This window comes from Caulobacter sp. GW821-FHT12F03, from assembly GCF_058806855.1.
Map to the genome: position 1 here is coordinate 1 of NZ_JBXAQC010000002.1, position 12,862 is coordinate 12,862.

The window sequence follows — 12,862 nt, forward strand, 5'->3', positions numbered from 1 at the left end:
CCGTGGTCGACGTGCCCGATCGTGCCGATGTTGCAGTGCGGCTTGGTGCGTTCGAACTTTTCCTTGGCCATTTTCTTAGCTCCTGGTCCCCCAATCGGGGTCCTTACGTTTGGGGGGTTGGGTTACGCGTACTTCTTGATCACTTCGTCGGCGACGTGTTGCGGCACCGGTTCGTAGTGGTCGTACTGCATGGTGAACTGGGCGCGTCCCTGGGACATGCCGCGCAGGTTGCCGATGTAGCCGAACATGTTGGCCAGCGGGACGAACGCGGTCACGACCTGCGCGTTGCCGCGCTGATCGGTGCCCTGGATCTGGCCGCGACGGCTGTTCAGGTCGCCAATGACGTCGCCGAGGTATTCGTCGGGGACGAGCACTTCGACCTTCATGATCGGCTCGAGCAGCTTGGGCGCGCCCTTTTCCTTCAGTTCGCGGAAGGCGGCGCGGGCCGCGATTTCGAACGCCAGCACGCTGGAGTCGACGTCGTGGTACTTGCCGTCCGTCAGGGTCGCCTTGAAGTCGATCAGCGGGAAGCCGGCCAGCAGACCGTTTTCCTTGATGCTCTCGAGGCCCTTTTCCACGCCCGGGATGAATTCCTTGGGGATGGCGCCGCCGACGATCTTCGACTCGAACACGAAGCCCGAGGCCGGTTCACCCGGCTCGAAGGTGATCATGACGCGGGCGAACTGGCCCGTACCACCGGTCTGCTTCTTGTGCGTGTAGTCGATGTCGACCTTGCGGCCGAGGCTTTCACGGTAGGCCACCTGCGGCGCGCCGATGTTGGCGTCGACCTTGTAGGTCCGCTTCAGGATGTCGACCTTGATGTCGAGGTGCAGCTCGCCCATGCCCTTCATGATCGTCTGGCCCGACTCCTGGTCGGTGTGGACGGTGAAGGAGGGGTCTTCGGCGACCATCTTGCCGAGCGCGACGCCCAGCTTTTCCTGGTCGGCCTTCGACTTCGGCTCGATGGCGATCTCGATGACGGGTTCCGGGAACGTCATGCGCTCCAGGATGACCGGCGACTTGATCGGGTCGCACAGGGTGTCGCCCGTGCGGGTGTCCTTCAGGCCGGCCAGCGCGATGATGTCGCCGGCGTAGGCTTCCTTGATGTCCTCGCGGTTGTTCGAGTGCATCAGCAGCATGCGGCCGACCCGTTCGCGCTTGTCGCGCGAGGAGTTCAGCAGGCCCATGCCGGTCTCGATCTTGCCCGAGTAGACGCGGCAGAAGGTCAGCGAGCCGACGAAGGGGTCGTCCATGATCTTGAACGCGAGCACCGACAGGGGCTCGTCGTCCGAGGCCTTGCGGGTCGTCGGTTCGTCGGTCTTGAAATCGATGCCCGGGGTCGGGGGAATGTCGATCGGCGACGGCAGGTAGTCGACGACGGCGTCGAGCAGGGGCTGGACGCCCTTGTTCTTGAACGCCGAGCCGCAGAGGATCGGATAGAAGGCGCCGCTGAGCACAGCCTTGCGGATGCACTTCTTCAGCACCTCTTCCGAGGGCTGCTCGCCGCCCAGATAGGCTTCCATCGCCTCGTCATCGAGTTCGACGGCGTTTTCCACCAGGTAGTGGCGGGCTTCTTCAGCCGCGGCCACCATGTCGGCGGGGATCTCTTCGTCGTGGTAGTTGGCGCCCAGGCCTTCGCTGTCCCAGACAACGGCCTTCATGCGGATCAGGTCCACCAGACCCTTGAGCGAGGCTTCCGAACCGATCGGCAGCTGGATCGGCACGGCCTTCACGCCGAGGCGGTCGCGGATCGTGGCCAGGCACATCTGGAAGTCGGCGCCGGTCTTGTCCATCTTGTTGACGAACACGATGCGCGGCACGTCGTACCGGTCGGCCTGACGCCAGACGGTTTCGGTCTGGGGCTCAACGCCCTGGTTGCCGTCGAGAACGGCCACGCAGCCGTCGAGCACGCGCAGCGAGCGTTCGACCTCGATGGTGAAGTCGACGTGCCCGGGGGTGTCGATGATGTTCAGGCGCTTGCCGTTCCACATGGCGGTGGTGGCGGCGGAGGTGATCGTGATGCCACGCTCCTGCTCCTGCTCCATCCAGTCCATGGTAGCGGCGCCGTCGTGGACTTCGCCGATCTTATGGGACTTGCCGGTATAGTAGAGGATCCGTTCCGTCGTCGTCGTCTTGCCCGCGTCGATGTGGGCCATGATTCCGAAGTTACGGTAGTCTTCGATCGGAGTTGTGCGGGGCATATCGGTCTGCCTGTCGGCCTATAAAACTGAGCGCGGGCGGTTTTGGAGAACCGCCCGCGCCCTGGAAGGTGTTGGGCTGGGTCTTACCAGCGGTAGTGCGAGAAGGCCCGGTTGGCTTCGGCCATCTTGTGCGTGTCTTCGCGCTTCTTCACGGCGGTGCCGCGGTTGTTCGAAGCGTCCAGCAGCTCGGCGGCCAGCTTTTCGGTCATGGTGTTCTCGCCACGCTTGCGCGCGGCGGTCACCAGCCAACGGATGGCCAGGGCGCGGCGGCGGTCCGGACGGACTTCCACGGGCACCTGATAGGTGGCGCCACCGACCCGGCGGGACCGGACCTCGATGGCGGGCGCGACGTTATCCAGGGCCGAGTGGAAGGTTTCCAGGGGACCCTGGTCCTTGCGTTTGGCCTCAAGGATATCGAAGGCGCCGTAGATGATGTTTTCGGCGACGGCCTTCTTACCTTCGTACATCACGTAGTTCATGAACTTCGTGACAATCAGGTCCCCGAACTTGGGATCGGGCAGAACCTGACGCTTCTCTGCGCGGCGGCGGCGGGACATTCTTGCTCTTCCTTACTTCGGACGCTTCGCGCCGTACTTCGAACGGCGTTGGCGACGGTCCTTGACGCCTTGCGTGTCGAGCACGCCGCGCAGGATGTGATAACGGACGCCGGGAAGGTCCTTCACGCGGCCGCCGCGGATGAGCACCACCGAGTGCTCCTGCAGGTTGTGGCCTTCGCCCGGGATATAGCACACGGCTTCGATGCCGGTGGTCAGACGGACCTTGGCGACCTTACGCAGAGCCGAGTTCGGCTTCTTCGGGGTCGTCGTGTAGACGCGCGTGCAGACGCCGCGACGTTGGGGACAACCCTTGAGGGCCGGCACCTTGTTCCGCGTAGGCTTCGGCTGGCGAGGCTTGCGGATGAGCTGATTGACTGTAGGCATTCGTTCTTTTCGTGCTCGTGGAGACGTGTGCCTTTCGGCCGAAGCGTCTCAGGGTCCTTGTTGATCTTCCGGCTCTTAACGGCGGCCCTTTTCGAACGCGAAAACTCGCCGGCACGCGCTCTCATGCGTTCCGGCGGGCCTGGCGGTCCTTGGCGGGACATCCGCTGATCGGGACAGGCCCTGATGGACCGGCTCCGAAAGAGGGGCGCTAAATACTGGCGAAGGGCCGCTAGGTCAAGGCTTTGGAAAGGGTTGCGGCGCCGGACGTGACCCGCGCGCGACAGTCCGCGAATTGTCGGCCGCGACTCGCACCGGTTTAGCGCCCGCGTCGCAGGATAGCCCCGCGCCCGCCACGCTTTCGCCGCCGCGACCGAAAACCCTGCGCGGGCCAGCAGGGGGGCGTTCGTGCCGGGAGTCAGCCATCGCCGCGGTCGAACCCGCCGGGCCGCCATCATGGCGGTTTCCGCGCTGGCCCACGTCGTGGCGCTGGCGCTGCTGGGCCTGTCGAGCCAGGCGCCGCGGCCGGCCCTGCGGGACGAGGCCGCCGTCACGCCGGTTGAGATCTGGACCCCGCCGCCGGCCGTGGCGGCGCGACGCAGCCCGGCCGCCGCCGTCCCGTCGCCGCTGAGGCCGCGCCAGGCCCGCGCGCCCACGCGGTCGCCGGTGGTCGCCCCCCTGCCCCTCGCGCCCGCCCAGGGGCCCGCCCCGCCCGCCCGGCGGCCCGACGGCTTCGGCGCGACGGCCCCGGTCACCGCCGCGGACGGCGACCTGCGGCGCGCCCTGCGCGGATCGACGGTCGGCTGCGCCAACCGCGACACGGTCGGCCTGACCCTGCGCGAGCGCGAAAACTGCGACGACAGTTATGCGAAGGGGCGGGAGAACGACCCGTTCATCCAGCCGCCCATGGACCCCGGCAAGCGCGCGGCGTGGGACGCGGAGTCGGCCCGCAGGGAGCGCGCGCGCAAGCGCAAGGAGGCCCCGCCCCCGCCGGGGGTCAATCCCGCCGACAACGCCGGCGGTACGCGGACCAACGGCCTGGGCATCCTCGGCTACTGAGCGGCCCGCCCCGAACGAAAACGGCCCGGGATCGCGCCCGGGCCGTCTCGTATAGATTCAGACCGTTCGGCGCCGTCAGGCGTCGGTGGTTTCCACGTCGAGGGCGATCTCGGCGGGAAGCGGCTCCATCGTCTCCTCGCGGGAGGCCGAGAGGGCCTCGTCGCGCTTGGTGGCGATGCGCTGCAGGCCACGCAGGTAGGAGCCCGTGCCCGCCGGGATGAGGCGGCCGACGATGACGTTTTCCTTGAGGCCTTCGAGGGTGTCGACCTTGCCGTGGACCGAGGCGTCGGTGAGGACGCGGGTGGTCTCCTGGAACGACGCCGCCGAGATGAAGCTGCGGGTCTGCAGCGACGCCTTGGTGATGCCGAGCAGCACGGGCTGGACGACGGCGGGACGACCGCCGCGGGCCTGGGCCTTGGTGTTCTCGATATCCAGGTCCGGCTTGTCGAGGTGGTCGCCACGGATCAGACCCGTGTCGCCCGGCTCGAGGATTTCGACCTTCTGCAGCATCTGCCGGACAATCACCTCGATGTGCTTGTCGTTGATCGGCACGCCCTGCAGTCGATAGACCTCCTGGATCTCGTCGACGAGGAAGTTGGCCAGCGCCTCGACGCCCAGGATGCGCAGGATGTCGTGCGGATCCGGGTTGCCGTCGATGATGTACTCGCCGCGCAGGATCACGTCGCCGTCGTGGACGGTGATGTGCTTGCCCTTCGGGATCAGGAACTCGACCGCGTCACCACCATCTTCCGGGGTGATCTTGATGCGGCGCTTGTTCTTGTAGTCGCGGCCGAATTCGACGCGACCGTCCATCTCCGCGATGACCGCGCAGTCCTTCGGACGGCGGGCTTCGAAGAGTTCGGCGACGCGCGGCAGACCACCGGTGATGTCCCGGGTCTTGGCGCCTTCGGTGGGCATGCGGGCGATGACCTCGCCGGGCTTCACCTCATCGCCGTCGTTGACGGACAGAACCGCGCCGACCGGCAGCAGGTAGCGGGCTTCACCGCCGTTCGACAGACGCTTGTAGGCGCCGTCGGCGTCGATGACGGCCAGGGCCGGACGCAGGTCCGAACCGCGGGTCGATGTCCGCCAGTCGGTGATCACGCGGTTGGCGATGCCGGTCGCTTCGTCGGTTTCCTCGCGAACGGAGAAGCCGTCCACCAGGTCCTCGTTGCGGATCTTGCCGGCCACTTCGGTGATGATCGGGGCGGTGTAGGGGTCCCACTCGGCGAGACGATCGCCGCGCTTGACCTTGTCGCCGTCCTTGACCTTCAGGCGCGCGCCATACGGCGGCTTGTAGGCTTCGCGATCCTTGCCATCGACCTGGACGGTGATGGTGGTGTTGCGGCTCATGACGATGAACTCGCCATTCGACGCCTTCACCGTCGGACCGACGATGCGGGCCGTACCGTTGTTGCTGCTCTCGAAGAACGACTGCTCGGCGACCTGGGCCGCGCCGCCGATGTGGAAGGTCCGCATCGTCAGCTGGGTGCCCGGCTCGCCGATCGACTGGGCGGCGATGACGCCCACGGCTTCGCCGATGTTGACCGGCGTGCCGCGCGCGAGGTCGCGGCCGTAGCAGGCGCCGCAGACGCCGGTGCCGGCTTCACAGGTCAGGACCGAACGGACCTTCACGCTCTGGACGCCGGCCTTGTCGATGATGTCCGACAGGTCCTCGACCAGGTAGGTGTCGGCCGGGATCAGCACTTCGCCGGTCGCCGGATCCTTGATGTCCTCGGCCGAGAAGCGGCCCAGGACGCGCAGACCCAGCGAGACCAGCACGTCGCCGCCCTCGACCACGGCCTTCAGGGTGATGCCCCGGGTGGTGCCGCAGTCTTCTTCGGTGATGATGCTGTCCTGCGCCACGTCGACGAGACGACGGGTCAGGTAGCCGGAGTTGGCGGTCTTCAGCGCGGTGTCGGCCAGGCCCTTGCGGGCGCCGTGCGTGGAGTTGAAGTACTCCTGCACGGTCAGGCCTTCCTTGAAGTTCGAGACGATCGGGGTCTCGATGATCTCGCCGGACGGCTTGGCCATCAGGCCGCGCATCCCGCCGAGCTGCTTCATCTGGGCCTGCGAACCGCGGGCGCCGGAGTGGGCCATCATGTAGATGGCGTTGATTTCCTTCTCGCGGCCGGTGTCGTCGTACTTCTTGGTCGAGATCTCGAGCATCATCTCGTCGGCGATCCGGTCCGTGGCCTTGGACCAGGCGTCGACGACCTTGTTGTACTTCTCGCCCTTGGTGATCAGGCCGTCGGCGTACTGCTGCTCGTACTCTTCGACCAGCTTGCGCGTTTCGGCGACGATCGGCTTCTTGCGCTCGGGAATGACGATGTCGTCCTTGCCGAAGGAGATGCCGGCCTTGGCCGCTTCCTTGAAGCCCAGACCCATCATCTGGTCAGCGAAGATGACCGTCGCCTTCTGACCGCAGTGGCGGTAGACGATGTCGATCAGGTTGCCGATTTCCTTCTTGGTCAGCGCCTTTTCGATCAGGCGGTGGCCGACCTGCGGGTGGTGCGGCAGCAGCGAGGCGATCTTCATCCGTCCCGGCGTCGTGTCGATCACCTTGCGAACCAGCTTGCCGTCCGCGTCCATCTCGGTGAAGCGCGCCTTGATCTTGGCGTGCAGGGTCACGACCCCGGCGTCCATCGCGGCTTCGATTTCACCCAGATCGGCGAAGAACTTGCCCTCGCCCGGCTCTTTTTCACGCGCGCCGGACAGGTAGTAGAGGCCGAGGACGATGTCCTGCGACGGCACGATGATCGGGCGGCCGTTGGCGGGGCTGAGGATGTTGTTGGTCGACATCATCAGCACGCGCGCTTCCAGCTGGGCCTCGAGGCTCAGCGGGACGTGCACGGCCATCTGGTCGCCGTCGAAGTCGGCGTTGAAGGCGGCGCAGACCAGCGGGTGAAGCTGGATGGCCTTGCCTTCGATCAGCTTGGGCTCGAACGCCTGGATGCCCAGACGGTGGAGCGTCGGGGCGCGGTTGAGCATCACCGGGTGTTCCCGGATCACTTCTTCCAGCACGTCCCAGACGGCCGGCTGTTCACGCTCGACCATCCGCTTGGACTGCTTGACGGTGCCCGACAGGCCCTTGGCGTCCAGGCGCGCGTAGATGAACGGCTTGAACAGCTCGAGGGCCATCTTCTTGGGCAGGCCGCACTCGTGCAGCTTCAGGTCGGGACCGACGACGATGACCGAACGGCCCGAGTAGTCGACGCGCTTGCCGAGCAGGTTCTGGCGGAACCGGCCCTGCTTGCCCTTCAGCATGTCGGCGAGGGACTTCAGCGGGCGCTTGTTGGCGCCGGTAATGACCCGGCCGCGACGGCCGTTGTCGAACAGGGCGTCGACCGATTCCTGCAGCATCCGCTTTTCGTTGCGGATGATGATGTCCGGCGCGCGCAGCTCGATCAGGCGCTTGAGGCGGTTGTTGCGGTTGATGACCCGGCGATAGAGGTCGTTGAGGTCCGACGTGGCGAAGCGGCCGCCGTCCAGCGGCACCAGCGGGCGCAGCTCGGGCGGGATGACCGGAACGACCGTCAGGATCATCCACTCCGGCTTGTTGCCGGACTCGATGAAGGCCTCGATGATCTTCAGGCGCTTGGAGTACTTCTTCTGCTTCATCTCCGACGGGGAGCCGGCGAGCTCCTCACGCAGATGGTCGGCTTCCTTCGGCAGGTCGATGGCCTTCAGCAGGCCGAAGATCGCCTCGGCGCCGATCTCGGCGGTGAAGCTGTCGTCGCCGAACTCGTCCTGGAAGCGCATGTACTCGTCTTCCGACAGCAGCTGATGCTGCTTCAGCGCGGTCAGGCCCGGCTCGGTGACGATGTAGTGTTCGAAGTAGAGGACGCGCTCGATGTCCTTCAGCGGCATGTCGAGCATCATGGCGATGCGCGAGGGCAGCGACTTCAGGAACCAGATGTGGGCGACCGGGCTGGCCAGCTCGATGTGGCCCATCCGCTCGCGCCGGACGCGGGCGAGCGTGACTTCCACGCCGCACTTTTCGCAGATGATGCCCTTGTACTTCATCCGCTTGTACTTGCCGCACAGGCACTCGTAGTCCTTGGTCGGACCGAAGATGCGGGCGCAGAACAGGCCGTCACGTTCCGGCTTGAACGTGCGGTAGTTGATGGTTTCCGGCTTCTTGATCTCGCCGAACGACCACGAACGGATCTTCTCGGGCGAGGCCAGGGCGATGCGGATACGGTCGAAGGTCGGAGCGGCCTGGACCGGATTGAAGATGTTCAGGACTTCCTGGTTCATCTTTTTTCCTTCTGCGGGATCCCCCGCGAAAATTTCAGAGCAAGACGGGCGGTCGCCCCTCCCCTGGCCGGGGAGGGGGTCATGATCGTCAGCTGTTCTCGAGTTCGACGTTCAGGCCGAGGGAGCGCATTTCCTTGACCAGCACGTTGAAGCTTTCCGGGATGCCGGCTTCGAAGGTGTCGTCGCCGCGAACGATGGACTCGTAGACCTTCGTCCGGCCGGCCACGTCGTCCGACTTCACCGTCAGCATTTCCTGCAGGGTGTAGGCGGCGCCGTAGGCTTCCAGCGCCCACACTTCCATTTCCCCGAAGCGCTGACCGCCGAACTGCGCCTTGCCGCCCAGCGGTTGCTGGGTGACGAGCGAGTAGGGGCCGATCGAACGGGCGTGGATCTTGTCGTCCACCAGGTGGTGCAGTTTCAGCATGTAGATGTAGCCGACCGTGACCGGGCGACGGAACTGCTCGCCGGTCTGGCCGTCGAACAGGACCGACTGACCGGAACGGTGCAGACCGGCCGACGCGAGGAGGTCCTCGATGTCGGGGATGTGCGCGCCATCGAAGACCGGGGTCGCGAAGGGCACGCCCTTGCTGAGGTTCTTCGCCAGCTCGATCAGCTCGGCTTCGTCGTCCGGCAGCTCTTCGTCCGGGCCGTAGATTTCACGCAGGCGGTCCTGGAGGGCCTTCTTCTGCCCGCCGTTCTGCCAGGCTTCGAGCAGGTTCGCGATCTGCTTGCCCAGACCCGCCGCGGCCCAGCCGAGGTGGGTTTCGAAGATCTGGCCGACGTTCATGCGCGAAGGCACGCCCAGCGGGTTCAGCACGACGTCGACGGCGGTGCCGTCTTCCAGGTGCGGCATGTCCTCGATCGGCAGGATCTTGGAGATGACGCCCTTGTTGCCGTGACGGCCGGCCATCTTGTCGCCCGGCTGAAGCTTGCGCTTCACGGCCACGAAGACCTTGACCATCTTCATCACGCCCGGGGGCAGTTCGTCGCCGCGCTGCAGCTTGTCGACCTTGTCCTCGAAACGACGGTCGAGGCGCTTGCGGGCTTCGTCGAACTGGCGGCGCAGGGCCTCCAGCTCGCCCATGGCCTTCTCGTCGTCGAGGGCGATCTGCCACCACAGGCCCGGCGCGATCTCCTCGAGCTTCTCGGCCGACACTTCACCGCGACCCAGGCCCTTGGGACCGGAGACGGCGACCTTGCCGACGATCAGCTCGCGCAGACGCGCGGTCATGTTGCGGTTCAGGATGGCGAACTCGTCGTCGCGGTCCTTGCCCAGGCGTTCGATTTCAGCCCGCTCGATGGCGAGCGCGCGTTCGTCCTTGTCGACGCCGTGCCGGTTGAACACCCGGACCTCGACGACCGTGCCGGCGACGCCCGGGGGCAGACGCAGGGAGGTGTCGCGGACGTCCGAAGCCTTCTCGCCGAAGATGGCGCGCAGCAGCTTCTCTTCCGGGGTCATCGGGCTTTCGCCCTTGGGCGTGACCTTGCCGACCAGGATATCGCCCGGCAGGACCTCGGCGCCGATCGCCACGATGCCCGCTTCGTCGAGGTTGCGCAGGGCTTCCTCGCCGACGTTGGGGATGTCGCGGGTGATTTCTTCCGGACCCAGCTTGGTGTCGCGGGCCATGACCTCGAATTCCTCGAGGTGGATCGAGGTGAACACGTCGTCGCGCACGATGCGCTCGGAGATCAGGATCGAGTCCTCGAAGTTGTAGCCGTTCCACGGCATGAACGCGACGAGGGCGTTGCGGCCCAGGGCGAGTTCGCCGAGATCGGTCGAGGGACCGTCGGCGACGATGTCGCCGGCGTTGATCCGGTCACCCACGCGGACCAGCGGGCGCTGGTTGATGCAGGTGTTCTGGTTGGAGCGCTGGAACTTGCTCAGACGGTAGATGTCGACGCCCGACTTGGTGGGGTCGGTCTCTTCCGTGGCGCGGATGACGATACGCGTACCGTCGATCTGCTCGACCACGCCCTTGCGGCGGGCGATCACGACGGCGCCGGAGTCCCGGGCCACCACGTCTTCCATGCCGGTGCCGACGAGCGGCGCGTCCGACTGGATCAGCGGAACGGCCTGACGCTGCATGTTCGAGCCCATGAGGGCGCGGTTGGCGTCATCGTTTTCCAGGAACGGGATCAGGGCGGCGGCGACCGACACGACCTGCTTGGGCGAAACGTCCATCAGGTCGACCTGCTCGCGCTGGAGCAGACCGGGTTCGCCGTTCACACGACCGGGGACCAGGTCGTCGGCGATCATGCCGCCTTCCATCCGGATGTTGGCCTGGGCGATGACGTGCTTCGCCTCTTCCATGGCCGACATGTAGACGACCTCGGCCTGGGGCTTGCCGTCGGTCACGCGGCGGTACGGGCTTTCGATGAAGCCGTACTTGTTCACCCGCGCGTGGGTGGCCAGCGAGTTGATCAGGCCGATGTTCGGGCCTTCAGGCGTTTCGATCGGGCAGATCCGGCCGTAGTGGGTCGGGTGCACGTCGCGGACTTCGAAGCCGGCGCGTTCGCGCGTCAGACCGCCCGGGCCAAGCGCCGAGAGACGGCGCTTGTGGGTGATTTCCGACAGCGGGTTCGTCTGGTCCATGAACTGCGACAGCTGCGAGGAGCCGAAGAATTCGCGGACCGCGGCGGCGGCCGGCTTGGCGTTGATCAGGTCGTGCGGCATGACCGTGTCGATGTCGACGCTGGACATGCGCTCCTTGATGGCGCGCTCCATGCGCAGCAGACCGACGCGGTACTGGTTCTCCAGCAGCTCGCCGACCGAACGCACACGGCGGTTGCCGAGGTTGTCGATGTCGTCGATTTCGCCGCGGCCGTCGCGCAGGCCCACGAGGACCTTCAGGACTTCCAGCACGTCTTCCTTGCGCAGCACGCGGACGTCGTCGCCGACATCCTGTTCCAGGCGCATGTTCATCTTCACGCGACCGACCGAGCTGAGGTCGTAGCGCTCCTGGTCGAAGAACAGCGACTTGAACATCGCCTCGGCGGCTTCAACCGTCGGCGGCTCACCCGGGCGCATGACGCGGTAGATGTCGAACAGCGCGTCCTCGCGGATGGCGTTCTTGTCGACCCGCAGGGTGTTGCGCATGTAGGCGCCGACCGTGACGTGGTCGATGTCGAGCACGTCGATGGTGGTGAAGCCCTTCTCTTCGAGGACCTCGATGATCGCCGTGTCGAGCTCGTCGCCGGCTTCGGCGTAGATCTCGCCCGTTTCCGGGTTCACTTCGTCGCGGGCCAGGTAGCGGCCGACCAGCGCGTCGGGCGACAGCAGCAGGGTCTTCAGGCCGTTGTCGGCCAGCTTCTTGGCGGCGCGGGCGCTGATCTTGGCGCCGGCGGCGGCGACTTCTTCACCCGTGTCGGCGTCGATCAGGGCGAATTCCGGCTTCACGCCGCGCCAGCGCTCGGGCTTGTACGGGGTGGCCCAGCCGCCCGGCTTGCCCTTCTTCTCTTCGCGCTTTTCGAACGGCACGACGTCGTAGAAGGTCGTCAGGATTTCTTCGCCGTCCATGCCCAGACCGTAGAGGAAGGTCGTGGCCGGCAGCTTGCGGCGGCGGTCGATGCGGACATAGACGATGTCCTTGGCGTCGAACTCGAAGTCCAGCCAGGAGCCGCGGTAGGGAATGACGCGGGCGGCGAACAGCAGCTTGCCCGAGCTGTGGGTCTTGCCCTTGTCGTGGTCGAAGAACACGCCCGGCGAACGGTGCATCTGCGAGACGATCACGCGCTCGGTGCCGTTGACGATGAACGTGCCCTTGTCCGTCATGAGCGGGATGTCGCCCATGTAGACGTCCTGCTCCTTGATGTCCTTGACGGAGCGGGCGCCGGTCTCTTCTTCCGTCTCGAACACGATGAGGCGGAGCTTGACCTTCAGCGGCGCGGCATAGGTCATGTCGCGCTGGATGCACTCCTCAACGTCGTACTTCGGCTCTTCGAATTCGTACGAGACGTATTCGAGCACCGCGCGCTCGTTGAAGTCCTTGATCGGGAAGACGGACTTGAAGACCGCTTCGATCCCCTCGTCACGACGCTCGCCGCTGCGCACTTCGCGCTGCAGGAACTGTTCGTAGGAGGAGCGCTGAACCTCGATCAGGTTCGGCATCTGCACAGCTTCGGGGATGCGGCCGAAAGACTTCCGGATCCGCTTCTTGCCGGTGAAGGATTGCGCCATTTTTTTCCCTGCGTGCGCGGCGGGACTCCGCGCGTAAAGTGTCTTGTCGCGTCCACCCTCGGCTCTCCCGGCGAACCGGGAGCGGACACAAGACGATGCTCCTGGCGTTACAGGAGCGCCCCTTCGCACCGGTCGGAGGGCTATGACCGGGCCATCGGGCTACGCGCGCGAAAAATCGCTTCTCAGTTGAACGGGTTTTCCGCGAGGGAGCGGATATAGGGGAAAGC

7 protein-coding genes are annotated in these 12,862 nt (G+C 65.8%); 1 reads left to right on the forward strand and 6 read right to left on the reverse strand.

Annotation, left to right across the window (positions count from 1 at the left end):
* From AC1RN0_RS05430 to rpsL, 4 genes are all read right to left on the reverse strand, one after another.
* Positions 1–71, reverse strand: a 71-nt coding sequence (locus AC1RN0_RS05430) for a hypothetical protein (RefSeq protein WP_492786422.1), incomplete at its 3' end; no start/stop codon positions are given.
* Positions 72–122: 51 nt separating this feature from the next.
* Complete coding sequence (fusA, locus tag AC1RN0_RS05435) at positions 123–2,201, reverse strand: elongation factor G (RefSeq protein ID WP_492786423.1); 2,079 nt, start codon at positions 2,199–2,201, stop codon at positions 123–125.
* Between the two features lie 83 nt (positions 2,202–2,284).
* Positions 2,285–2,758, reverse strand: coding sequence for a 30S ribosomal protein S7 (gene rpsG / locus AC1RN0_RS05440; protein WP_488899584.1), 474 nt, complete (start codon positions 2,756–2,758; stop codon positions 2,285–2,287).
* Between the two features lie 12 nt (positions 2,759–2,770).
* Positions 2,771–3,142 carry a 30S ribosomal protein S12 gene (gene rpsL / locus AC1RN0_RS05445; RefSeq protein WP_488899585.1) on the reverse strand — a complete coding sequence of 124 codons (372 nt, stop codon included), beginning with the start codon at positions 3,140–3,142 and terminating at the stop codon, positions 2,771–2,773.
* Between the two features lie 453 nt (positions 3,143–3,595).
* Here rpsL and AC1RN0_RS05450 point away from each other — a divergent pair, with 453 nt between their 5' ends.
* On the forward strand, positions 3,596–4,198 hold the full coding sequence (locus tag AC1RN0_RS05450; RefSeq protein ID WP_492786424.1) for a hypothetical protein: 603 nt from the start codon (positions 3,596–3,598) through the stop codon (positions 4,196–4,198).
* A 75-nt stretch (positions 4,199–4,273) separates the two neighbouring features.
* Here the strand turns inward: AC1RN0_RS05450 and rpoC are convergent, their stop codons facing one another.
* Positions 4,274–8,458 carry a DNA-directed RNA polymerase subunit beta' gene (gene rpoC, locus AC1RN0_RS05455; protein ID WP_492786425.1) on the reverse strand — a complete coding sequence of 1,395 codons (4,185 nt, stop codon included), beginning with the start codon at positions 8,456–8,458 and terminating at the stop codon, positions 4,274–4,276.
* An 88-nt stretch (positions 8,459–8,546) separates the two neighbouring features.
* Positions 8,547–12,635, reverse strand: a complete 4,089-nt coding sequence (rpoB, locus tag AC1RN0_RS05460) for a DNA-directed RNA polymerase subunit beta (RefSeq protein WP_492786426.1) — start codon at positions 12,633–12,635, stop codon at positions 8,547–8,549.
* Positions 12,636–12,862: the final 227 nt, after the last annotated feature.

Excerpts from the sequence above, each read along its gene's own strand:
- fusA (WP_492786423.1), bottom strand. The coding sequence starts at position 2,201 with ATGCCCCGCACAACTCCGATCGAAGACTACCGTAACTTCGGAATCATG.
- rpsG (WP_488899584.1), bottom strand. The coding sequence starts at position 2,758 with ATGTCCCGCCGCCGCCGCGCAGAGAAGCGTCAGGTTCTGCCCGATCCC.
- rpsL (WP_488899585.1), bottom strand. The coding sequence starts at position 3,142 with ATGCCTACAGTCAATCAGCTCATCCGCAAGCCTCGCCAGCCGAAGCCT.
- AC1RN0_RS05450 (WP_492786424.1), top strand. The coding sequence starts at position 3,596 with ATGGCGGTTTCCGCGCTGGCCCACGTCGTGGCGCTGGCGCTGCTGGGC.
- rpoC (WP_492786425.1), bottom strand. The coding sequence starts at position 8,458 with ATGAACCAGGAAGTCCTGAACATCTTCAATCCGGTCCAGGCCGCTCCG.
- rpoB (WP_492786426.1), bottom strand. The coding sequence starts at position 12,635 with ATGGCGCAATCCTTCACCGGCAAGAAGCGGATCCGGAAGTCTTTCGGC.